The sequence below is a fragment of the Lentilactobacillus parabuchneri DSM 5707 = NBRC 107865 genome, from assembly GCF_001435315.1.
GTDB classification, from domain to species: domain Bacteria; phylum Bacillota; class Bacilli; order Lactobacillales; family Lactobacillaceae; genus Lentilactobacillus; species Lentilactobacillus parabuchneri.
In genome coordinates, this window is record NZ_AZGK01000001.1 from 394275 (window position 1) to 416079 (window position 21805).

A 21805-nucleotide genomic window follows, 5' to 3' on the forward strand; every position below is an offset into this window, starting at 1 on the left:
CCAAAAGGCGGGTTTGCTTCCGTAGCATAACCTAGAATGACTTTTTGAGCTGAAAGCTCGGAAAGTTATTCGTAGTTATGCCTAGGAAGCGGCCTTTTGGCACACGTTCCAGCTATATAAAATTGAAAAAGCAAGGGGCTGTTGGCAAAACGTTAGTTTTGTCACAGCCCCATTTTTGAGTTGAACCCGTTGATTGCGGTTGCAGAAAACGCATCTAATAAAAAAGATGCCGACAGCCGCTGTCCACACCCTTAGATTAAATCACGCCTTGATCTAATTCATCATTTGGCGTGTAACTATAAACAACGTTGGTTGGGTCTTTCTCAGGATCAAAATCAGCTTTGAAATCAAATCCGATGAAGAACCAACGGTCCCCTTCGTCCACAAAGTAAGTAATGCCATCTTTTTCAGTTTTGGCATAGGTCTCACCCGGATGATCATCACGGGTTAACGCTAATGAAAAGCCTTCATGGACAGGTGTTTTTCCATATACCTTGCCATAGAATCGGACACCATTGCCGGCACCGAGGCCCATTTCCTCTTGAAACCATTTACTTGCAGAATCAGTAATTTCAATTTTCATTATTTTGCACACTCCTAAGGTTTATCTTTGTATTCGCTTACAAATAATTATAACATCGCTGGTAAATTTCACAAACAAAACGAATACATTGGGCGGATTTTCTTTAAATAAAAGGGCTAACCACTTGTCGGCGGCTAGCCCTTTCACATATTCAGATTCATCTATTCAACTTTAATAATTTTAACTTTCATGCTGCCGGCTGGAATTGGAATGTTGACCTCTTCGTTCAACTTATGGCCAATTAAACCTTTAGCAATTGGTGAATCATTGGAAATCTTGCCGGACATTGGATCTGCCTCGGCGGCACCAACAATTTGGTAAGTTTCCGGATCTTCGTCAGGTAATTCTTTGAAGGTGACCTTCTTACCAACGGTGACCTCATCTTTGTCACTGGCGTTGGAATCAATGATTTGGGCATATTGAAGCATATGCTGGATGGTTGTAATTCGACTCTCCAGCATACTTTGTTCATCCTTGGCAGACTCATACTCTGAATTTTCAGATAAGTCACCATAACTTCTTGCAATTTTAATCCGTTCGACCACTTTTGGTCGTTGATTTACTTTAAGATCCTCTAACTCATCCTTGAGTTTGTCACGACCCTCAGCGGTCATTGGATATGTGTCTTCAGCCATTTGGAAAATTCCCCTTTATTAGTTATTTAAATTGTTGAATCAAAATTATTCTTAATTTCTTTGTTGCCGCGCTGCATTAAAATGGATCGCATCTTCGTCGTCAGCAGATCAATCGCAACCTGATTTTCCCCACCTTCGGGAACAATCAAATCAGCGTAACGTTTGGTCGGCTCAACGAACTGATGATACATTGGTTTAACAGTCTTCAAGTACTGATGAATGATGTTATCCAACGATCGGCCCCGATCCTTGGTGTCCCGTTCAATCCGTCGAATCAGTCGAATATCATCATCCGTGTCAACAAAGACCTTAATGTCCATTAAATCACGTAATCGCTCATCGTCAAGTATCAAAATTCCTTCCAGAATGATGACATCACGTGGCTCTTGGCGAATCGTCTGTTTGCTACGCGTAAATTGACTGTAATCATAAACAGGCTTTTCGATTGCTTCATAGTTAAGCAGATGCTTAATTTGATCAATCAATAAATTAAAATCAAACGCCATTGGGTGATCATAGTTGACGCTTTTCCGGTCAGCCATTGACATGTTGGTCTGATCATTATAGTAAGAATCCTGCTGGATAATGGTAATTGAAAAATTCGACAATTGATCAAATATTTTCCGGGCAACCGTGGTTTTACCACTGCCAGAGCCACCAGTAATGCCGATAACAACTGGTCGCTTTTTTTGAATTGACATCTTAAATTGAAACCTCACATTTAGTTATTGTTGTCTGCAGTATGCGCTGCAATTTGTTGCTGATGTTCAGCGTAAGTCTTTGAGTAATAAACTTTTTTGGTCTTCGTATTGGCAACGAAATACAAGTAGTCCTTGGATCGATCCAGTGGGTGGAGTACCGCACTCATCGAACTAATACTTGGACTATCAAACGGACCTGGGCCAAATCCAGTGTACTTGTACAGATTGTAAGGCGAATTACTCTGCAGATCCTTATTGGTCAACGTCTTGTTATTTCGATGAATGGCATATAAGACCGCAACGTCTGATTGGAGCGGCATATTGATGTCAATTCGGTTCAGTAAAACACCTGCCATCTTACGACGATCGGTCTGGTTAACGCCTTCACGTTCAATCAACGACGACAACGTCATGAATTGTTGCACACTCATGCCGGTCTTTTTAATCTTAGCCAAGTGTGGCGTTACCATTTGGTTGGTCTTAGCAACCATCTGATTGACCAATGTCTTCAAAGACATGTTCTTCTCAACCTCATAAGTTGCAGGATACAAATAACCTTCAAGTCGGTAACGAACATTTTTGGCTTTCATCGCAGAATCCAGTAATTTTGGATAGCGGGTAGCAAGCTGCTTGATAAAAGTATCATCTTTCATCAATTTAATAAAGTCCTGCTTGCTGAAGTCAGTCGTCATTGCAACTTGGGCTGCGATCTGATCGATATTAGCGCCTTCGCGGACTAAAACTTTTCCCTTGGTGCTTTGAATGGGTTGGTCGGATCCGCCCTGCTGCAGCCGCTGAGCAATCCGCTTTAAGCTCATGGACGGCTTCAGTTGGTAATAACCAGCTCGAAAGTTGGCCATGTTGTTTGACTTAACATAGTAGTCAAACACCATGCCACTTTTGACGATTTTTTTATTTTGTAAAATTGAGCCAATTTGCTTATTGGATGCCCCAAGTGGAATGTGAACCTGAGTCACTTTGGTATCCTGTGGGTCCAACGGATTTAACGCATCCTGAAAGTACCGGTAACCCATCAATCCGATTGTCGCAGCTAAAATAACCAGTAAGGTAATAACGGAAATAATAATTCTTCGCCCGAGACTTTTATTGGGCTTGGGGTTTCGTCGACTTGAGTTATCACTCATGAGAAGCTCCTCCTATCTTTTCAGTTTAATTATAGTTTCCTTATTACCGAATTTCTGCATTTAAATCAGCTGTTAATCGTTTTTTAATCTTTTCAAACGCTGTATTGACGACTTCGTCTTTCAGTGTTTCACGAGGATCAACGTAAGTTAACGAGTAGGCCATTGACTTCTTGCCGTCGGGAACATTTTCACCTTCGTAAACGTCAAACAAGCGAACGTTGTTCAAGTAGGCACCCCCACGCTTGTTCATAACCGCCAAAATCTGATCATTCGTGACGCTTTGGTCAACAACCAGTGAAATGTCTCGTTTAATTGACGGATATTTCGAAATTGGCTGGTACTGGTCTTCACTCTTAGGAAGATCAATCAATTCCTGCATGTCCAATTCAAATCCGTAAGTTTCTTTAATTTTGAATTGTTTTGCGGTTCTTGGGTGAATTTGGCCGACAAAGCCGACGTTGTGTCCGTGAATCAAAATGTTGGCAGTTCTGCCCGGGTGCATTTCCGGATACTCATCGGTTGCAACGTATTCAATGTCACCCTTGATGCCCATGTTAATCAAAAATTGTTGAACGATTCCTTTTAGCATGAAGAAATCGATTGGTTTGACGTGATTGTTCCAAAGTGGGTTAGTCATATTGCCTGTTACAACCCCGGCAATATGCTCCACTTCTTTAGGCCGAACTTGCTCAACTGTGTCCTTGTAAAATACCCGTCCGGATTCATAGAGTGAAACGTCATCGACTTTGTGAGCGTGGTTATAAGCGACATCGTCCAATAAACCGGATAATAAATTCATTCTCAAAACTGAATGATCCTGAGTCATTGGCCAGAGCAGCTTAGTTTCTTCACTTTTTTGCATCAAGAACATTTTTGCTTTTTTGGCTGTTGTTAATGAATAAGAAATTGCCTGGGTTAATCCAAGGCCTTCCAGAATCAACCGGGAAGCTCGTTGCAGCTTTTGGGTTGGGGTTAAGACGCCAATGGTTTGCCGCCCAGTTGGCAATGTTGCCGGCAAATTATCGTAGCCGTAAATTCGGGCGACTTCTTCGTAAAGGTCGGCATCCCTAAAGATATCCCAACGACGCGCTGGAATAATCACATTAATCCCATCTTCATGGGGTTCGCTGGTGAAGCCAAGGCGGTCAAAAATTGCTTTGATTTCATCAAGCTTCAAAGAAGTTCCCAGAACATGATTGGTTCGTTCAGCGGTGATGTAAATGGTTGGTAATTCAGGGTGGTATTCCGATGCAGTCACCGTCCCTTTGGCGATCTTTCCACCAGCAAGAGTCTTAATCATGCTTACAGCCTCGTCTAAGGCATCTTGAACACCATCTGGATTAATTCCCCGTTCAAACCGTTGGGACGCTTCTGTGTGGATAATCTGCCGTTGTGCCGTCTTTCGAATTTTGATTGAATCAAAAATAGCAGATTCCAGAACAACATTAGTGGTATGATCATCGATTTGGGTATTAAAACCACCCATGACACCGGCCAACGCAATTGGTTTGTCGTTGTCGGCAATCACAATGTCGTCCGTTGAAAGCTCATGTTCATTTTCATCAAGTGTCGTCAGCTTTTCGCCTTTATGAGCCGTTCTGACGGTGATGCCACCATTGATCTTATCCTTATCAAAAGAATGCAATGGTTGGCCATACTTCAATAAAATGTAATTGGTCACATCAACCACATTATTGATTGGCCGAATGCCGGCATTCCAAAGAATAATCTGTAACCACGATGGACTTGGGGCAATTTTGACGTCTTCCACAACTCGAAGCTTATACGTCTTGGCTAATGTGTCATCAGCAGTCGCTGAAATTTCCTGGTTTGCATCCAACGAATCATCTTCGTCGACAACTGGTTTCTTAATTTCTGGCTGTTGATCGTAAACTGCGGCCAAATCATGGACCGTTCCCAAAATACTCAGCATATCGCCACGATTAGGGGTGACGTCCAAATCAATAATCGGATCGTCCATACCAAGATATTTGTAAATCGGTTCGCCAACCGGCACATCATCATCGAAAACGTAGATGCCGTCTGCCCATTCCTTTGGCACAACGTCTTTACTGAAGCCGATTTCGTCAAGGGCACAAATCATGCCCTCGGACTCAACCCCACGCATTTTGGATCGCTTGATCTTGACGTTGCCGCCAATTCGCGAATTTGGCAGGGCAACAATGACCTTTTGTCCTTCGTCAACGTTCGGCGCCCCGCAGACAATTTGCAAAGGTTCATCTTCACCAACATCGACTTGACAAATATGCAGATGATCGGACTCAGGATGGGCCTTCATTGACAAAATATGTCCGACAACCAATTTTTTCAAGCCGTCTTGGGCAACGGTCACCGAATCAACTTCTACGGCGGTCCGTTCGATCTTTTCAGCTAAATCCTTGGCGGGCATTTTAAGATCTAAATACTGTTGAAGCCATTTGTATGATACTTTCATTGATTAATTACCCCTCTTACTGAATTGATTTAAGAAGCGGACGTCGTCAAGATAGAAGTCACGAATATCGTCAACGCCGTATTTGAGCATTGCAAACCGGTCTGGGCCAACACCAAAGGCAAAGCCGCCGTAGCGCTTTGAATCCACACCAGCCATCTCGAGGACATTTGGATGAACCATTCCGGCACCCAACACTTCAATCCAGCCGGTATGCTTGCAGACGTCACAACCCTTTCCCATACAGTTAAAGCAGGTAACATCTACTTCAACGGAAGGCTCGGTGAACGGAAAGTAACTTGGCCGCAAACGAATATCAAACTTATCCCCAAAAATATTTTGGGCCATGGTAATCAACGTGCCTTTTAAGTCAGCCATCGTGACGTGTTCATCAATGACTAACCCTTCAACTTGGTGGAATTGATGTGAATGCGTCGGATCATCGGTATCCCGCCGGTAAACAATTCCGGGGGAGATCATCTTTAATGGGCCCTTTGAAAAGTCATGTTTTTCAAGTGCCCGGGCCTGCATGGGCGAGGTCTGCGTTCTCATCAAGATGTCCTTGCTCAAATAAAAGGTATCCTGCATGTCACGCGCGGGATGATCCTTTGGCAGGTTCATCATTTCAAAATTATATTTATCTTCTTCGACTTCCGGACCAGATAAAACTTCGTAACCCATTCCCAAAAACAGGTCAACAATTTGATCAATGATCTGTTGGATCACATGGGGCTGTCCTTGGACAACCGGTTTACCCGGCATGGTCACGTCAATTTTTTCAGCTGCCAACTGTTCATTCAACGCTTGATCTTCCAAGGTTTGACGGTGATCGCTCACAGCCTGGGTGATCGCGTCTCGGATCTTATTGGCATAGCTTCCAACTTCTGGCCGTTCTTCAGGGGTCAGATCCTTAATACCGCGCAAGGCTGCGGTAATCGGCCCCTTTTTACCTAACAAATGGACCCGGATTTCATTTAAAGCTGTTAAATCTTCAGTCTGCTCAATATCCGCAAGACCTTTTTCCTTAATCTCTGTCAGTTGATCTCGTAACGACATAGTATCCCTCCAGTTTGATTTTTAACCACAAAAAAAGCTTCGCCCAATAAGGGACGAAGCGACGCGGTACCACCCTAATTTGTCATCTGAAAACAGATCACACACTTAAGACATCGTTAACGGTGATTACCCGGAAATTTTTTGTCGATTGAACGCCCAATTTCTGCTCGAAAAATGAATTCGTGAAAATTCTCTACTTCGTTCTCACCAACCACGAAGTCTCTGAATAGAAAATTAACCTACTACTTTTTTCTCAAACGCATTACATTAATGAATAATAAGCTAAAATAAAAAAATGGTCAAGCTACTTTTTAACGCTTGGATACCATTTTTCGGACCATGTATGAATTTCGTGCATGATCGGTGCTAATTCCTTACCTTGCTCAGTTAAAGAATACTCAATCAATGACGAGTCATCGTGTTCTTTTCGAACAACAACGCCATCGTCTTCAAGTTCTCTCAATCGTTCCACTAATACCCGGTCACTACACTTAGGAATTTGACGGGCAATTTCGCGAAAACGCAGAACCCCTTCTTGAAGGAGAACGTCGATAATTAAACCATTCCATTTCTTCCCAAGGAATGAAAATGTCTTCTCAAATTTTGGACACAAATAATAGTCAATCGTGTCTTGTAGGCCGATTAATTGGCGCATATAAATCCCCCCTCACAGTTGGAATATCTAAATTTCGGTTATTTACTTACTGAAATTCGCTTTACCTGGTGCTTCAAATTTTCGTACTTTGCCTTCATTGGACTCATGAATTCGTGGACAGCTTCGTAATCATCGACCAAAGATACAATCACACTTTCCTCATATTTGGGTCTTGCTAGTGTTAACCCCCACATATGCTTGAGAATAATATCTTTTTCCATCGGCGACAATTTCGTAATTCGTTCGGCGTTTCTTAAAGCAACTCGTGGGTGGATAAATGCATGGGATCCCAAATCAAACTTGGTTGTTCGCCAATCGTAGAAAAACAAGTCATGCAGCAATCCAGCACGCGCAACGGCACGATAATCTAAGCCCCTTCTCTTGGCAATTTTGTAACTGTCAAAAGAAACAGCAATTGAATGTTCAAGTCGAGTTGAGTGGTGGTGCTGAGTATAGTTGGCCAATTTCTTCACCATGTCAGTGGCTAACAGATCAGAAACTATTTCACGATACTCAGAATCGTTTTTCCATTCATCCTTTTGCATGTAATACCCCTTTGTCTTTATTTATCAACATAATACTAGGTATTGACCGAAATATCAACGAAAACGAACGTTATTTAACAAACTTGAAAAGTAATATCCCGGTTGCTACAGCCACATTTAAGGATTCCGCTTCACCTTTCATTGGGATATAGAGGTTCTGATCGGTCTTTTCAAGAATCTCGGGATCAACCCCGTTGCCCTCATTTCCCATTACCAAGGCAAATTGTGACGTTGGTTTCACCGTATCATATGAGACTGCCTGATCATTCAACTCGGTACCATAAGTCTTGATCCCAGCATTTTGAAAAGCTGCCATCCAATCAAGAATATCTCCGGTGAACAGCTTCATATGAAACTGGCTGCCTTGCATTGAGCGGACAACTTTGGGATTATAGATATCAGCAGACCCCTTGCCAAATACAATTCCGTCAAGGCCGGCCGCATCGGCTGTCCGGACCATGGTGCCGATGTTGCCGGGATCTTGAATATTATCCAGCAATAACCAAGCCCCTTGAAGTTCATCGGGAATCTTTTCGTGGTAGTCTTGAGTATCGAGGACTGCAAACACACCCTGAGGAGTTTCAGTAGAAGAAATATGTTTGGCAATTTCTGGGGTGATGATAAACACTTGCGTCGTATCATCCACCGGCAAGGCGCCTAAATAGCTTTCGTCAACGACCATTAATTCTTTAATCGTTTGTCGGTGACGGATTGCCTCGTCAACGATGTGCCAACCCTCAATAACGTACTGACCGGATTTGACCCGGCCTTTCTTGGTCTGCATTCTTTTCCAATCTTTTACCCGTGAATTTTGATTTGACGTAATTTTTTCCATATAATCTCTCTCCCAATTTATATAATAGGTGGTGCTTTTAATGAGTGAAAATAATCAAACCGTCCGGCTGAATGCGCGCGGACTGGTTCAAGGCGTCGGTTTTCGGTGGTCAACCATTAAGATTGCCAAGTCCCTCGACATTTCAGGCTGGGTCAAAAATGAGCCTGATGGCAGCGTCTCAATTGTTGCAAGCGGCAGCCCGGACAATTTAACCGCATTTATTGCCGCCATTCAAAAATCACCGAATTCATTTGCCAAAGTTGAACATCTTCAAATCAATTATATATCGAAAAGGGTTAATAAAGGGTTTAATGTGAAATATTAAATTGAAAACCCCGCCATAATCTAGTAAGATTGTTTTTGTTTACGTACTAACTTAAGAAAGGTCCTACTAATGAAAAAAATTAAACATATCACCACACTGGGGCTCTTATCCAGTATGGCCCTACTTTTAAGTGGGTGTGTGAGAACCACCAAATCAGGCAAGCCTTATGGTGCAGTCTATGACTACCTCGCCCGTCCTGCCCAGGCAATTATGGAATGGATTGCGCAGTTTGTTGGCAGTTACGGCTGGGCAATTATTGTTTTAACCGTACTTGTTCGAATGATTCTGTTGCCGATTATGGTCCGCCAAATGAAGGCCTCAACCATCCAGCAGGAAAAAATGCAATTAATTCGCCCACAGATGGCGGAGTTGCAAAAACGGCAAAAGGCTGCCAAGACACCTGAGGAACAAGCAGCCACCAGCCAAGCGATGATGGCTTTATACAAGCAAAATGGGATTTCAATGACCGGCGGAATTGGCTGTTTGCCCCTGCTGATTCAAATGCCCATCTTTACCGCTTTGTATGCTGCAATTCGATACTCACCAGAACTTTCCCACACCGTCTTTATGGGGATTCGCCTTGGACAAACAAGTTGGGTGTTAGCCGTCTTGTCCTTTCTCTCCTACCTGCTTCAAGGCTACCTCACCATGCTTGGAACACCACAGGCCCAGAAAAAACAAATGGGCGCAATGATGTTAATGAGCCCAATTATGATTTTGATATTTACTTTGTCCGCACCAGCTGGTCTGGGAATCTACTTCTTCATCGGTGGTTTGTTCGCATGTATCCAGACGTTGATTATCAATATGTACCGTCCGCGAATTCGTAAGAATATTGAAAAGGAGAATGCGGGTAAAAAGCCGGTGACTGTCGAAGATTTGATGCCAAGTCAACCAGCTGCTCCTGCAAACTCGACCAATTCAACTGCCGTATCTCATAACCGCAACCGGCAACGAAACACCGGCAAACAGCAGGTTAAGCACAACAAGCCTAAGGAAAAGCCGACACCATCTTCTTCGAACGCTTCTTCCGTTCAAAAGCCAAAACAATCACGGCCCAGAAATGCCGGTAAGCAGCAACGTCATCACGACTAAATACTCAAAAAATCACATCTTCCGGGATGTGATTTTTTTGTCCCTTTTTAAACAAATCTGACCCACAATCAACCGATCAATGATAGGATGTTACTGTATATTTTTTCAGGAAAAGAGCTGTTCACTTCTATGAATCAACTATCTTTACTCATTATTTTACTGGCCGCTTTAGTCATTCCGCTGGCAATGGCGAGGTTTAAAATCACCTTTCTGCCAACCGCGGTGGTCGAAATTATCGTCGGTGTGTTTCTTGGACCATCCGTCTTTAATTGGATTACATCATCAAGTACCCTGGATATTCTCCAAAATGTCGGCGTGATCTTCCTCTTATTTTTAAGCGGAATGGAAATTGACTTTAGCTTATTCAAACGAAAAAATCGTGAACTAACGCCTTTGGAGGAAAAGGGCAAGCAACATCAGGCCAAATACTCGGTCTTGGCAGTGGCCATTATCGGCTACGCTTCGATTGTTGTCATGTCGATCTTAATGGCTTATATCTTGAACCTGACGGGGTTATTTTCTGACATTTGGCTATCTGCAATCCTGTTTATGACCATTTCACTTGGAATTGTGATTGCCGGGTTAAAGGAAAAAGAGTTACTCAGTAAGCCGTTTGGCCAAACGATCCTGTTAATTGCAGCTTTGGGAGAAGTCGTCCCAATGGTTGGCTTAACCTTCTATGCGTCGGCATACAGCCCGCATTCCAAATCCCTGTGGCTGATTTTATTGATTTTAGTTGCCGCTGCACTTTTATTCTGGCGCTTTAAAGCATTTTTCCGCTTTTTTGACCAGATTAACAAGTCCACCACCCAAGTGGATATTCGGCTCTCCTTTTTCATGATTGTGACGTTGGTAACGGTTGCTGAATCCGTCGGTGCGGAAGGTATTCTTGGGGCGTTTTTAGCCGGAATTGTCATCAAGCTGCTAGAACCTCACGAAGAGACCAAAGTTCGTCTTGATTCAATTGGTTATGGCTTTTTTATTCCGATCTTCTTCATTATGAGTGGGGTTAATTTGAATCTGAGAGAACTTGTCTCAAATCCGCACACCCTGCTTCTAATCCCCGTGATCTTCGTTGGCTATTTAATTGCCAAAGCACTTGTCTTTGCAGCCCTGAAAATGCGTTTCAAAACAGCTAATGCAATCGCTGGAACAGCCATGAGTGCCACAACGATTACAGTTGTTTTGGCGGTTTTGCAGGTCGCCAGCCACCTTCACAAAATCACTGATCAACAATCAGGCGCCTTTTTACTGTCAGCGGTCATCACCTGTGTCGTCGGTCCGTTGGTATTTAATAAATTATATTCGGCTGAAGCAGAAGATCTCAAAAAGACGACCGTCCACTTCATCGGAACGAATTTAACGACCGTCCCCGTTGCCCAACAGCTTGCCAAAGGTTGGTACGACGTGACGATGTATACAAACAATCAGCACAACTACCGAGCGTTTAACAGTGAGATTTCCATCACACTATTAGACAGTTTGGACGCCGAGTTTATGATCGACCACGGTGTATTTGACGCAGATATTGTTGTCTTTGGTCAAATTAATTCCGAAAAAAATTATCAATTGGCAAAAACTGCAAAAAAGTATGGGGTTCGTCGGGTGATTGTCCGTTTTGAAGACCGAAACATTCTAGATGATCGCCGTGATGAACTCGATCAACTGGGCGTCGAGTTATACAATACGCCGGACGTTAATATCAGCATGCTACGATCTTTGATTGAGGCACCATCGACGATGCGTCTAATGACCTCAACGGAATCCAGCGTTTATGAAGTTGCTTTGAGAAACAGCCGATACGCAGACATCCAAGTTCGAAATATCCCGTTTATCGACAAGATTACAATTACCCAGATCTACCGGGATAAGCGATTCATCCGACCATCCGGTGGCACGTCGTTAAAGCTCAATGATCGCATCATCTTTACCAGCAGTAAATCCGAAGCCCCCGAAGTTCGCCGTGAACTTGGGAAGCTCAATTAAAGAAAGCCAAAGACAAAAAGTGTTTTGATCCCAGAATTTAAGCGTCCCAATCTCTCATTTCAAAATAAGAAATAATTGATTGGGACGCTTAGATAATTGGTGTCAGCCGATTGTCACCTGTTTCAGCCAGATCATATAAAATCACGAAAAACGAGGTCGAGTCAAAAGCTTACACTTTTGGCCCAGCCTCGTTTTTGTGATCGGACTGAGAATCGTCCGCAGAATCTTTAAGATCGGCATCTTTTTCATGAGATTTATCAGCTTGAGTAGAAGTATCCAAAATACCTTCGGGCAACCCATGATCACTCGATTGGTCTCCAGAATCAGATTGATCCTCATCTTCTAATTCTTCGTCTGGCATATCCTGCATAATTGGCAGGTTAATTTGAAAGATTGAGCCATAACCCAAAGAACTTTCGATTGAAATGTTACCATGGTAGGCTTCAACCAATCGATGGGCGATTGACAGTCCTAGTCCATTTCCACCCTTATCTCGGCTGCGGGCCTTGTCAACCCGGTAAAAACGGTTAAAGACTTTCTGCTTGTCTTCTTCTGAAATACCTTCACCGAAGTCTTGAATGGCAATATTAACCATCGACATGGTTGTCGAAAGTGACATGTGGACTTCTTTTCGGTTGGTCGAATACTTGATTGCGTTATCCAGTAAAATGACCAAAACCTGTTCCAAATGGTTGCGATAGATTTTAACGTAGACGTTCTTATCTGTATCATCATCAAAAGTAAACGTGAAATCGGGATGAATCATCGTAAAGTCATTATAAACCTGCTCGAACACTTGATTGACATTGGTGATTTCTTCACCGTAATTAATTTCAATCTGCTCGGCACGAGACAAATCCAGCATTTCAGAAACCAAACTTTTCATCCGATTGGTCTCTTGAAGGGATGCTTTCAATGATTCTTCGAGAACTTCAGGATCATCTTTCCCCCAGCGAAGCAACATTTCCATATGGCCTTGAATAACGGCGACAGGTGTCCGAAGTTCGTGGGAAACGTCCTCAACGAATTGTTCCTGTTGATCGATATAACGCTGAGTTTGGTCCAACATCCCGTTTAACAATTCGGCCAAGTCCGTTAACTCATCATTTGACCGAAAGGCAGGAATCCGCGCGTCTGAATCGGGATCACTTTTAACCTCATTAATCGTCTTTTGAATCTGATTAATCGGTCGTAGCAATTCTTGGGCCAAAATGTAAGCAAAAATCATCGTTAATAAGACAGAAATCAGAACCAGGATCGCGAGAATTGCCAGCAATTTCCGCGTCGTGCTTCGATAACTATCTAGTTTGTCAGTAACTTGAGCGTACCCGATCAGTGAGCCGTTTTTCTTGGATAACAATGGCTCGCTACCCACTAACACTTGTCGGCCGTTTTGCTTTCGGGTGATAATTTTTCGTTTACTTGTATTATAAAATTTAACGTCACCCTGGCGAGACTCAAACAACTCTTTACCGTTGACACTATAGACGTTAACCAAAATATTATCGCGAGAAAAGTTGACGATTAACGAATTTGAATAAAGATCGTTGCCATTGGCTTGCGTTATCCGATCCGAATCATTCGAGATTCTTGGCTTCAAATAATAGGCAACGTCTTTCTTGGTTAATGGTGATGAATAGTTGGTTAGGCGTGACGAAACAGTCGACAACGTATTATCGACGTGCGAACGCTCCTGTTGAAGTAACACATTGGTAAAGCGGTTAAAAATCAGCAGGGAAAATATAACAACAATCGCCAAAACACCAATCGACGTAAAAAACGCCCATTTCCATTTCAGCGATGTCTTTCTTCTTTTCGGTTTTGAGTTGGATTGGGTCATGAACGCATCACGTACCCGGTACCTCTAACTGTTTGAATATAACTATTTTCACCTGGACGATCGATCTTATTTCGTAAGTATCGAATATAAACATCGACGACGTTGGTTTCAACTTCAGAATCGTAGCCCCAAACTTTGGTTAAAAGTACGTCTCGAGCCAAAACAACGTCAACATTTTCCATCAAGGTTAATAACAGTTCGTATTCACGCTTTGTGAGGTTAATCACTTCATCGCCACGGCGAACGATGCGACTTTCCTTTTCGATCGTGAGGTCTTTAAAAGTGACTGATTTTTTGTTGGTCTTTTGCTGATCATTTTCAATTTGGATTCGACGAAGAAGTGCCCGAATTCGAGCCAAAAGCTCTTCAATTGCAAATGGTTTAACGATGTAGTCGTCGGCGCCGTGATCAAATCCGGAAACCCGATCAATCACAGAATCACGCGCGGTCATCATGATGATTGGTGTGTTTTTCTTTTCACGTAATCGACGGGCAACTTCCATTCCGTTTAATTCAGGAAGCATTAAATCAAGTAAAATGACATCAAAATTCTCATCCAATGCGGCCTGCAAACCTGTTCGACCGTTGAGTTCAACTTGTGTTTCATAACCCTCATGTTTTAATTCCAGTTCGACGAACCGGGCTAAATTCTTCTCGTCTTCAATAATCAAAATTCGACTCATAAATAATCAGCTCTCCTATAAAGTATCTTAATTTGTTTATTAATTACATAGAAACTTATTAACATAACTCTCATTTTACCATAATTATGAGAACTTTAGTGAGTTACTTTGGAAAAGATCGACAAACACGGCAACGAACGTGATGGTGTGGAAATAATTTTCATTTATGCACAATTTGTGCCACTTTTCACTTGTAAACAACCGGTTGAATGCTTATAATGTACTTGTTTGAAAATATATTACAAAAAGGATGATAAAACACATGAAAGCTGCTGTTGTAAGAGATCCAGTCGATGGATACGTTGATATCAAAGATGTAGATTTACGCCCAATCCACGAGGGTGAAGCTTTAGTTCAAGTTGAATATTGTGGATTATGTCACACAGACCTCCACGTTGCCGAAGGTGATTTTGGCAAAGTTCCTGGCCGAATTATTGGTCATGAAGGTGTTGGTAAAGTCATTCAGGTTGCTGACGATGTCACAAATTTAAAGATTGGCGACCGCGTATCAATCGCTTGGTTCTACAGAGGCTGTGGCCACTGTGAATACTGTATTACAGGCCGTGAGACACTTTGCCGTAACGTTCAAAACTCAGGCTACACTGTTGATGGTGCCATGGCAGAACAAGTCATCGTTCCTGCAGACTACGCCGTTAAGGTCCCTGAAGGACTTGACCCAGTTGAAGCCACTTCATTGACTTGTGCCGGAGTTACGATGTATAAGGCCCTCAAAGTTGGTGATACCCGCCCAGGTCAATGGGTTGAAGTTGTTGGCTGTGGTGGTCTTGGTAACTTGGCCGTTCAATACGCCCACAACGTATTTGGTGCCCATGTTGTTGCCGTTGACGGTAACGAACAAAAGCTTCAAGCAGCTAAGGAAAATGGTGCCGACATTACAATCAACCGTCACGATCCAGACGTTGCTGAACAAATCCAAAAGAAGGTCGGCGGTGTTCACAATGCTCAAATTACTGCCGTCACCACCGAAGCCTTCACAACATCAGTCAACGCATTACGTCCTGATGGTAAATTAGTTGCCGTTGCCCTTCCTAAGGGTGACATGGCCTTGAACATCGACAAAACTGTTCTTGACGGTATTCAAGTTGCCGGCTCATTGGTTGGAACTCGCCAAGACCTTGCTGAAACCTTCCAGTTCGGTGCTGAAGGTAAAGTTAAGCCAATCGTTCAAACTCGTCGCCTAGACGAAGTAAACGATATTATCGACGAAATGAAAGCCAACAAGATTGTTGGTCGGATGGTTGTTGATTTCACTAAGTAATTCATTTGATGAATCTAAAAAGAGCGGCAGGACATTTTCGTCCAGCCACTCTTTTTTAGCTTCTGTGTTCTGTTTGAAATTTTATGTACAAAAAAACAATTTAGAATCCATGGCGTTCTAAATTGTTTTTTTAATTACTTGTTATCTTTGATAACCTTACGGCCTTTGTAGAAGCCGGATGGTGATACGTGATGTGGCATGGTGTATTCACCGGTCTTTGGGTCGAGGCTCAAATTAGGAGTCGTCAACTTGATGTGACCGCGACGCATGCGCTTTTTAGCTTTAGAAGTTCTACGTGCTGGTGTAGCCATTCTTTTTCCCTCCTCGTAAAAATAAAATATCCACTAGTGAAATTTTAAGTCCAGCTACTTTGAATCGCGATTTTTAAAAAAGTTCTTCAATTCTGCTAGACGTGGATCAACTGTCTTTAGTTCTGCCTTTTGCTGGCGATAGTCATCTACCGTCATAACATCCCAATCTTGGCCACTGGGTAATTGCTTGCCGGCCATTTCCTCAGGAGACAGAATGTGCATAGGAATATGCAAAATCACATTATCAACAACTGCCCTTTGCATGTCCACCGTGTCATCTTCGCCTAAAACGAAAACGACGTCATCTTTGCCATATCTTGATTCAGCAGCTTTACTGGGAACGTAAAATTCCTCAACCGTAAAATCAAGTGGCAAATCAACGGGGACCAAGGACCGTGACGATGGAACCACAAGCTTTCCAACAATGTGGGTATCAACAATCACGTCACCTCGATCGGCAAACGCAGTGCCTTCAACATTAAAGTCAGACGCATCGATCACTTCGTCAGCGTATCGATCCAACAATTCAGCTTTAATTTGAAGCTTTTCATTGAATGTGAAAGGATCAGTATCTGAGTACTTTTGCAAGTCTCTAAAGTACCATTTCAATATAATTCCTCCAATGCAACAAAACTTATTATACCGGCAACAAATAGCCTTGTCAAGGCAATTTCCTTGATAGTCGGTTGCTCATTTCTCAATGATTATCGGATGCCGATAAAAATCCTGAGAGACACCGGTAATCATTTGAATTAACATCCCTGAGCGAAAGTCCATCTGGATATCATCAGTCACCGTTTGATCGTTGACTTTTGTAATCAACGGCAGGGTCAGGTCATGCTTCACCTGGCTCAAATATGCCCGCCCTTTGGCATTGAAGCCTAACACGCGAACATCCCCCACCGATTGAAGCATATCATGGCTGCTGGCATGGAGCAACACGTATGTGCATAGCCGTTGGATGCGCGTGTAGGTGTAACGCTTGGTTTTGACCAGATGTAAAAATTCCGTAAAACTTTCGGCTTTGATTGCCGCCCGTTTTAAGCGAAACTCAATTCCCTCACTCATTTGATAAATCGAATGAAGTTGGTTAACAGGATTTTCAACCAATTCAAACCTTAACCAAGGCCAAAAATCATCCCAAGTCAACATCGGTTGTTGCTTAATCATCGCCATGGACGGCTCAGGAACGACTTCTTGAACAGTTTGAAGTGAATGGTTGGCAATTGCCCTTCGAATCGCAGAAGCACTCGCAAAGGCACTATCCGCCTTAATTTCAGGGTCATCGTGTGGGCTACCAACCCGTTTGATGGGCACCAACTTTAAGGGCGAACCTGCTTCATCATTTGCATTGGCATAACCAAATGCCAGAATGTCGTTTGGTTGATTTAATCGGATTCCCGTTTTTTTGAATAAATAATCCTGAAAAATTGACGCGTATGGGCGGTTAAACTGCTTAAAGCTGGGATCTTTTTGTGGTTGATTTGAAATCAGCCGTTGATAATCCATATCGGGCGTTTCGGCACCGAAGGCTAACCATTGACATCCCAACGTTGCCGCTAGATTGACGGCACCAGCTGAGAAAATATGGGAAGGTTGAATCGCTGCAACCACCGGCAGTTCAACCACCAAATCCACCCCACTTAAAAGAGCAGCCCGAGTTCGTTGCCATTTATCAAAGGCAGCCGGTTCGCCGCGCTGCAGCCAGTTTCCGCTCATAATGGCAATCGAAACATCGGCACCAGTCACCTGCTTAGCCTGATTCAATAGATATAAATGCCCATTATGAAACGGATTATATTCTGAAACGATCCCCACTGCCTGCAACATCTTGTGACTTCCTTTTAATCATTTACTGGCTTTGAAGAACCAGCGTTTAGTATGAGTTTCGAATTTTCCGTGTCCAAAATCGGTCCTTGGAATGACCAGCGAAAATTTGGCGTCAATCAATCGGTCATGGATATCCTGCCAATCATAAGCCCGCTCTTGATGAATTTCATTATAAGCGTCATAAGCATCCTTATCGGCGTTGTACTGGAAGAAGTTTAGTTCATGCTCGATTGCCATTGGAGCAAAGTCACCCTCATAGCTGGTCCACATGAATGCCGCATCTTCACTTCGGTAGTTGTACATATAGCCGGGATAAACTTCCATCACTTGATAAGGTGTAATCATGTCAAATAAGAACAGACCTTCTGGATTCAAATGGTCGTTTACGACAGTAAAAGCGGCCGATAAGTCATTTTCATCAATTAAATAATTGAGTGAATCATCAAAACACGTAATCAAATCGTATTGATCCAATCCATCCAAAGTACGCATATCAGTTTGAATAAAGGGCACGTCAACATTTGCCTCACGAGTTCGCTGTTCGGCAATTGTTAACATGTCCTCGGATAGATCCGCTCCCGTAACTTGAAAGCCCAACTTAGCAAGTTTTACAGCCAGTCGGCCGGTGCCACAGGCGAGGTCTAAAATTTTTAAGTCGGATGGTGCTTGGTTCATTTGTTGGGCACTTTCGACAACGTAATCAGCCCAACGATCATAGAGAGTTGCGTCAAATAAATCATCATAAAATTTGGCGAATTCTGTGTATATCATTATGCTTCCACCCATGAATCGATATTAACGAGTGGTGCGTCCGACCACAACTTTTCCAAATTGTAAAAGTCGCGAACATCTTTTTGGAAAATGTGGACGATCACATCACCAAGATCGATTAAAATCCAGCGTGCTGAGTCCTTGCCAGACACGCTATAAACGTTCACATCGCCAGCTTCTACCTGGTCAACAACTTCATCGGCAATGGCTTTAACCTGTCGATTTGAATTGGCGTCTGCAATCACAAAATAGTCAGCCATCAAGCTAACTTCCTGCATGTCAAGGACGACAATATCGTTGGCGTGTTTGCTGTCAGCAGCACGAACAACGAGTTCAGCGATTTCTTTACTGTTCATATTTACTCCTATTCTATTCCTGAGCCGGGCACCCAGCTGTTATAAGTAACAATTGTCTGCGGAAAGACCGGCTTATTATGGGCAACTAGATAACTCAACGTCTGTTTGGTCTGGTACGCGACACCCGCCTGTAAATTATCAAACGTTATTTTCCGGGCTTCATCAACACCGGGAAAATTCCGGCCCGGCTCAATGTAATCTGCCATGTAAACAATCTGCTCCAGCGGCGTCATAAACTGATGTCCTACTGTATGGTACCTGACCGCGTTGAGAATATCAATATCAGTGATTTTCAATTCTGTTTTGACAAATAACCATCCCACAACACCGTGCCAAATTGCATTACCATAGTTGAGCAATTCGGGGTCCAAATGGTAAGTCTTAATTGCTTCAATAAAGTCCTTATCCGGCCGCTGTTTGGCATAATCATGAACCAGGCCGCCAATACTGGCCTTTTCGACGTCAACGCCATTTCGCTCAGCTAAATCCATTGCGGTTTGTTCAACTCGCAACACATGCTGGAAACGGCTGTCAGTCAAGGCGTTTTTGAGCTTGGCGACAAGTTCGTCCCGGCTATACGGAACAATCTGATTATGATACGTGAGTTGATTATTTTTCATACAAATGGTTCTCCTTTATATAACGTTCAACGGAAGCCGGCACCAAATATTTAATTGACTGGTGCTGTCGCAACTTCGATCTAATCAATGAAGAAGAGATGTCGATATAGGGGACGTCGACCCAGATAACCGGATATTTTGACGAAGGTGTATAGCCGTCGCGTTTAACACCGACAAATGACACCAACTTAACCAACTCATCAATCCGATGCCATTTAGGTAGGTAAGCCACCATATCGCCGCCAATAATAAAATAGTATTGGTTTTCCGGATGTTGTTGGGTTAATTGCTTCATTGTGTCATACGAGTAACTGACGCCACCACGCATGATTTCAGTCATCTCAATTGCAAACTTGGGATTGTCGCGAATGGCGCAGTTAATCATGGCAACGCGGTCCTTCGCATCGATCGCAAATTTACGATCCACGTGCGGCGGATTCGCGTCAGGCATGAGGTAAACTTTATCCAATCCCAACTGATCCAAAACTTGGTCGGCAACAATTAAATGCCCGTTATGAACGGGATTAAAAGTGCCACCAAGAATCCCAATCCTTTTTCCCTTTTGTTTCACAACTGTTTTTGTCTGTGTAAGTGTTTCGACATTATTGACCACATTCGCCATTTCAAAATACCCCTAAATTGAAAATACTTCCGTTGATAAATCTTGATGCTTTTCATCTTTTGATGGTTTGAACAAGACTAAAGTCTTACCAATTGTTTGAACAACAGCAATATCACTCTTGGCTTCAATATAATCCTTAATGTCAGCCACAGTTGCCGTCGAGTTCTGCAGAACATTCACTTTAATTAATTCCCGACTATCGAGCGCCTTGGTGATTTCTTCGAGCCAAACCGGTGATAGACCGTTTTTACCAACTTCAAAAATTGGCCGCAACCGGTTGGCATTTGCTCTTAAGAAACGCTTTTGTTTTCCAGTTAATTTCATATATACCTCTTTATTTTAAATCATCGCGGGACGAATCAACACTGAAACGCCCTTTGGTGCCCAACCCGTTACCGATACGCCTTCTGGAATGGTAACCCAACCAAGGCCTTCGATCACCAAGTCGCTTTTTTCAGTTGACTTGAACTCGTGAGGCTCTAATGGTGGGAAATCATCTGTCTGATCTTCCATCGGTGGGGTTAAAAACGACCCAACGTGGCTTGCATAAAACTCATCGGCGTTTTCCAGTTTGGTGCGATGAATAAACAAATTATTCTCCGCGTACACCGTAAACCCATGCTTTTTATCACCCGTGTTATAGTCAAACCGCGCAACGCCACCGAAGAAAAGCGTTTGACCGGGGTTTAATTGATATCCCTTGGGTTTAATCGTCTTTTGCGGGGTGACTAATTTGAGTTCCTTACCTGTTAGATGATGGGCCATCTGTTCGGGCTGAATGATTCCCGGCGTGTCGACCAGATTTTTGCCGTCGTTTAACGGAATATCAATTCGATCAAGGGTCGTTCCTGGGAAACGCGACGTCGTAATTAATTCCTTAATCCCCGTCGACTGACGAACAATCGAATTAATCAGCGTTGACTTTCCAACGTTGGTAACGCCAACTACATAAACATCCTTGCCTTTTCGATACTTTTCAATCTGATCCAGTAGTCGATCAATGTCGTAATTGGTTTTGGCTGAAATCAGCTCAACATCAATCGGTCGAATCCCGGCTGCGTTGGCTTGTTGGCGCAACCAATCCTTGACCTTATTTTTCTTGAGGGCTTTGGGTAAAACGTCCAGTTTGTTTCCAACCAGCAATACCGGATTGTCCCCAACGAATCGGTGAAGGCCGGGAATCATACTGCCGTTAACATCGAAAATATCCACCACATAAACAATCAGTGAATCCGTATCGGAAATACTGGTTAATAGCTTCAAGAAGTCATCGTCTGATAAACTGACGGGCGCGATCTCATTATAATGACGAAGTCTAAAACAACGCTGACAATAAACTTCCCCGTTTTCGAGTCCCTTTTTAAGAGCAGATTCCGGAGTGTACCCCAATGCCTCTTTATCGGTTGTTTGCACTTTGGCACCACAGCCAACACAATGAACGACTTCACCGTCTACAATAACTTCATTATTTGCCATACTT

24 protein-coding genes and 1 other annotated feature are annotated in these 21805 nt (G+C 43.1%); of the genes, 4 read left to right on the plus strand and 20 right to left on the minus strand.

The annotated features are described in order from the left end of the window. Positions 1 to 256: 256 nt before the first annotated feature. The 9 genes from FC51_RS02010 to FC51_RS02050 form a co-directional block, all read right to left on the minus strand. On the minus strand, positions 257 to 583 hold the full coding sequence (locus FC51_RS02010) for a HesB/YadR/YfhF family protein (protein ID WP_057910409.1): 327 nt from the start codon (positions 581 to 583) through the stop codon (positions 257 to 259). Positions 584 to 744: 161 nt separating this feature from the next. Continuing rightward, positions 745 to 1218, minus strand: a complete 474-nt coding sequence (greA, locus tag FC51_RS02015; RefSeq protein ID WP_057910410.1) for a transcription elongation factor GreA — start codon at positions 1216 to 1218, stop codon at positions 745 to 747. A 26-nt stretch (positions 1219 to 1244) separates the two neighbouring features. Beyond that, complete coding sequence (udk, locus tag FC51_RS02020; RefSeq protein WP_057910411.1) at positions 1245 to 1919, minus strand: uridine kinase; 675 nt, start codon at positions 1917 to 1919, stop codon at positions 1245 to 1247. A gap of 20 nt (positions 1920 to 1939) precedes the next feature. Next, the gene (gene mltG / locus FC51_RS02025) at positions 1940 to 3064 is read right to left on the minus strand and encodes an endolytic transglycosylase MltG (protein WP_057910412.1); all 1125 of its coding nucleotides are present in this window, start codon (positions 3062 to 3064) and stop codon (positions 1940 to 1942) included. A 43-nt stretch (positions 3065 to 3107) separates the two neighbouring features. Then, entirely contained in the window at positions 3108 to 5519 is a 2412-nt protein-coding gene (gene pheT, locus FC51_RS02030; RefSeq protein ID WP_057910413.1) for a phenylalanine--tRNA ligase subunit beta, read from the minus strand. A gap of 3 nt (positions 5520 to 5522) precedes the next feature. Then, entirely contained in the window at positions 5523 to 6572 is a 1050-nt protein-coding gene (locus FC51_RS02035; RefSeq protein ID WP_057910414.1) for a phenylalanine--tRNA ligase subunit alpha, read from the minus strand. A gap of 46 nt (positions 6573 to 6618) precedes the next feature. Then, positions 6619 to 6839 (minus strand) — a binding site (T-box leader). 37 nt (positions 6840 to 6876) lie between these two features. Next, the gene (locus FC51_RS02040; RefSeq protein ID WP_057910415.1) at positions 6877 to 7227 is read right to left on the minus strand and encodes a winged helix-turn-helix transcriptional regulator; all 351 of its coding nucleotides are present in this window, start codon (positions 7225 to 7227) and stop codon (positions 6877 to 6879) included. A 38-nt stretch (positions 7228 to 7265) separates the two neighbouring features. Then, complete coding sequence (locus FC51_RS02045) at positions 7266 to 7772, minus strand: HD domain-containing protein (protein ID WP_057910416.1); 507 nt, start codon at positions 7770 to 7772, stop codon at positions 7266 to 7268. Positions 7773 to 7842: 70 nt separating this feature from the next. Beyond that, positions 7843 to 8607: a TrmH family RNA methyltransferase gene (locus tag FC51_RS02050; protein WP_057910417.1), complete on the minus strand. Its 765-nt coding sequence runs from the start codon at positions 8605 to 8607 to the stop codon at positions 7843 to 7845. 40 nt (positions 8608 to 8647) lie between these two features. Here FC51_RS02050 and FC51_RS02055 point away from each other — a divergent pair, with 40 nt between their 5' ends. The 3 genes from FC51_RS02055 to FC51_RS02065 all read left to right on the plus strand — a co-directional run bounded on the left by FC51_RS02055 (position 8648) and on the right by FC51_RS02065 (position 12013). Continuing rightward, entirely contained in the window at positions 8648 to 8932 is a 285-nt protein-coding gene (locus FC51_RS02055; protein ID WP_057910418.1) for an acylphosphatase, read from the plus strand. Positions 8933 to 9001: 69 nt separating this feature from the next. Beyond that, the gene (yidC, locus tag FC51_RS02060; RefSeq protein ID WP_057910419.1) at positions 9002 to 10027 is read left to right on the plus strand and encodes a membrane protein insertase YidC; all 1026 of its coding nucleotides are present in this window, start codon (positions 9002 to 9004) and stop codon (positions 10025 to 10027) included. A 129-nt stretch (positions 10028 to 10156) separates the two neighbouring features. After that, positions 10157 to 12013, plus strand: coding sequence for a cation:proton antiporter family protein (locus FC51_RS02065; protein WP_057910420.1), 1857 nt, complete (start codon positions 10157 to 10159; stop codon positions 12011 to 12013). 169 nt (positions 12014 to 12182) lie between these two features. Here FC51_RS02065 and FC51_RS02070 read toward each other — a convergent pair whose 3' ends face one another. Then, positions 12183 to 13853, minus strand: a complete 1671-nt coding sequence (locus FC51_RS02070) for a HAMP domain-containing sensor histidine kinase (protein ID WP_057910421.1) — start codon at positions 13851 to 13853, stop codon at positions 12183 to 12185. Then, positions 13850 to 14536 carry a response regulator transcription factor gene (locus tag FC51_RS02075; RefSeq protein WP_057910422.1) on the minus strand — a complete coding sequence of 229 codons (687 nt, stop codon included), beginning with the start codon at positions 14534 to 14536 and terminating at the stop codon, positions 13850 to 13852. Before FC51_RS02075 ends, FC51_RS02070 begins: the two co-directional genes overlap by 4 nt. Positions 14537 to 14798: 262 nt before the next feature. On the opposite strand from FC51_RS02075, the gene adhP reads away from it, so the two are divergent. Continuing rightward, complete coding sequence (gene adhP / locus FC51_RS02080; RefSeq protein ID WP_057910423.1) at positions 14799 to 15815, plus strand: alcohol dehydrogenase AdhP; 1017 nt, start codon at positions 14799 to 14801, stop codon at positions 15813 to 15815. A 134-nt stretch (positions 15816 to 15949) separates the two neighbouring features. Here the strand turns inward: adhP and rpmF are convergent, their stop codons facing one another. From rpmF to yqeH, 9 genes are all read right to left on the minus strand, one after another. Then, positions 15950 to 16126 carry a 50S ribosomal protein L32 gene (rpmF, locus tag FC51_RS02085; protein WP_008856889.1) on the minus strand — a complete coding sequence of 59 codons (177 nt, stop codon included), beginning with the start codon at positions 16124 to 16126 and terminating at the stop codon, positions 15950 to 15952. A 54-nt stretch (positions 16127 to 16180) separates the two neighbouring features. Next, positions 16181 to 16735, minus strand: a complete 555-nt coding sequence (locus FC51_RS02090) for a DUF177 domain-containing protein (RefSeq protein ID WP_057910424.1) — start codon at positions 16733 to 16735, stop codon at positions 16181 to 16183. A gap of 81 nt (positions 16736 to 16816) precedes the next feature. After that, entirely contained in the window at positions 16817 to 17956 is a 1140-nt protein-coding gene (locus FC51_RS02095) for a nucleotidyltransferase (RefSeq protein WP_057910425.1), read from the minus strand. 18 nt (positions 17957 to 17974) lie between these two features. Continuing rightward, a complete protein-coding gene (locus FC51_RS02100) occupies positions 17975 to 18727 on the minus strand; it encodes a class I SAM-dependent DNA methyltransferase (RefSeq protein WP_057910426.1) in 753 nt (250 codons plus the stop codon). Continuing rightward, the gene (rsfS, locus tag FC51_RS02105; protein ID WP_057910427.1) at positions 18727 to 19083 is read right to left on the minus strand and encodes a ribosome silencing factor; all 357 of its coding nucleotides are present in this window, start codon (positions 19081 to 19083) and stop codon (positions 18727 to 18729) included. Before rsfS ends, FC51_RS02100 begins: the two co-directional genes overlap by 1 nt. An 8-nt stretch (positions 19084 to 19091) precedes the next feature. Further along, positions 19092 to 19703, minus strand: coding sequence for a bis(5'-nucleosyl)-tetraphosphatase (symmetrical) YqeK (gene yqeK, locus FC51_RS02110; protein ID WP_057910428.1), 612 nt, complete (start codon positions 19701 to 19703; stop codon positions 19092 to 19094). Next, complete coding sequence (locus FC51_RS02115) at positions 19693 to 20325, minus strand: nicotinate-nucleotide adenylyltransferase (protein ID WP_057910429.1); 633 nt, start codon at positions 20323 to 20325, stop codon at positions 19693 to 19695. The genes yqeK and FC51_RS02115 overlap by 11 nt, the downstream gene beginning before the upstream one ends. Positions 20326 to 20337: 12 nt before the next feature. Continuing rightward, positions 20338 to 20649 (minus strand): ribosome assembly RNA-binding protein YhbY, encoded by a 312-nt coding sequence (gene yhbY / locus FC51_RS02120; protein WP_057910430.1) that lies wholly within the window; start codon positions 20647 to 20649, stop codon positions 20338 to 20340. A gap of 15 nt (positions 20650 to 20664) precedes the next feature. Next, positions 20665 to 21801 carry a ribosome biogenesis GTPase YqeH gene (gene yqeH, locus FC51_RS02125; RefSeq protein WP_057911134.1) on the minus strand — a complete coding sequence of 379 codons (1137 nt, stop codon included), beginning with the start codon at positions 21799 to 21801 and terminating at the stop codon, positions 20665 to 20667. Between the last annotated feature and the right edge of the window lie 4 nt (positions 21802 to 21805).

Excerpts from the sequence above, each read along its gene's own strand:
- FC51_RS02010 (WP_057910409.1), bottom strand. The coding sequence starts at position 583 with ATGAAAATTGAAATTACTGATTCTGCAAGTAAATGGTTTCAAGAGGAA.
- greA (WP_057910410.1), bottom strand. The coding sequence starts at position 1,218 with ATGGCTGAAGACACATATCCAATGACCGCTGAGGGTCGTGACAAACTC.
- udk (WP_057910411.1), bottom strand. The coding sequence starts at position 1,919 with ATGTCAATTCAAAAAAAGCGACCAGTTGTTATCGGCATTACTGGTGGC.
- mltG (WP_057910412.1), bottom strand. The coding sequence starts at position 3,064 with ATGAGTGATAACTCAAGTCGACGAAACCCCAAGCCCAATAAAAGTCTC.
- pheT (WP_057910413.1), bottom strand. The coding sequence starts at position 5,519 with ATGAAAGTATCATACAAATGGCTTCAACAGTATTTAGATCTTAAAATG.
- FC51_RS02035 (WP_057910414.1), bottom strand. The coding sequence starts at position 6,572 with ATGTCGTTACGAGATCAACTGACAGAGATTAAGGAAAAAGGTCTTGCG.
- FC51_RS02040 (WP_057910415.1), bottom strand. The coding sequence starts at position 7,227 with ATGCGCCAATTAATCGGCCTACAAGACACGATTGACTATTATTTGTGT.
- FC51_RS02045 (WP_057910416.1), bottom strand. The coding sequence starts at position 7,772 with ATGCAAAAGGATGAATGGAAAAACGATTCTGAGTATCGTGAAATAGTT.
- FC51_RS02050 (WP_057910417.1), bottom strand. The coding sequence starts at position 8,607 with ATGGAAAAAATTACGTCAAATCAAAATTCACGGGTAAAAGATTGGAAA.
- FC51_RS02055 (WP_057910418.1), top strand. The coding sequence starts at position 8,648 with ATGAGTGAAAATAATCAAACCGTCCGGCTGAATGCGCGCGGACTGGTT.
- yidC (WP_057910419.1), top strand. The coding sequence starts at position 9,002 with ATGAAAAAAATTAAACATATCACCACACTGGGGCTCTTATCCAGTATG.
- FC51_RS02065 (WP_057910420.1), top strand. The coding sequence starts at position 10,157 with ATGAATCAACTATCTTTACTCATTATTTTACTGGCCGCTTTAGTCATT.
- FC51_RS02070 (WP_057910421.1), bottom strand. The coding sequence starts at position 13,853 with ATGACCCAATCCAACTCAAAACCGAAAAGAAGAAAGACATCGCTGAAA.
- FC51_RS02075 (WP_057910422.1), bottom strand. The coding sequence starts at position 14,536 with ATGAGTCGAATTTTGATTATTGAAGACGAGAAGAATTTAGCCCGGTTC.
- adhP (WP_057910423.1), top strand. The coding sequence starts at position 14,799 with ATGAAAGCTGCTGTTGTAAGAGATCCAGTCGATGGATACGTTGATATC.
- rpmF (WP_008856889.1), bottom strand. The coding sequence starts at position 16,126 with ATGGCTACACCAGCACGTAGAACTTCTAAAGCTAAAAAGCGCATGCGT.
- FC51_RS02095 (WP_057910425.1), bottom strand. The coding sequence starts at position 17,956 with ATGTTGCAGGCAGTGGGGATCGTTTCAGAATATAATCCGTTTCATAAT.
- FC51_RS02100 (WP_057910426.1), bottom strand. The coding sequence starts at position 18,727 with ATGATATACACAGAATTCGCCAAATTTTATGATGATTTATTTGACGCA.
- rsfS (WP_057910427.1), bottom strand. The coding sequence starts at position 19,083 with ATGAACAGTAAAGAAATCGCTGAACTCGTTGTTCGTGCTGCTGACAGC.
- yqeK (WP_057910428.1), bottom strand. The coding sequence starts at position 19,703 with ATGAAAAATAATCAACTCACGTATCATAATCAGATTGTTCCGTATAGC.
- FC51_RS02115 (WP_057910429.1), bottom strand. The coding sequence starts at position 20,325 with ATGGCGAATGTGGTCAATAATGTCGAAACACTTACACAGACAAAAACA.
- yhbY (WP_057910430.1), bottom strand. The coding sequence starts at position 20,649 with ATGAAATTAACTGGAAAACAAAAGCGTTTCTTAAGAGCAAATGCCAAC.
- yqeH (WP_057911134.1), bottom strand. The coding sequence starts at position 21,801 with ATGGCAAATAATGAAGTTATTGTAGACGGTGAAGTCGTTCATTGTGTT.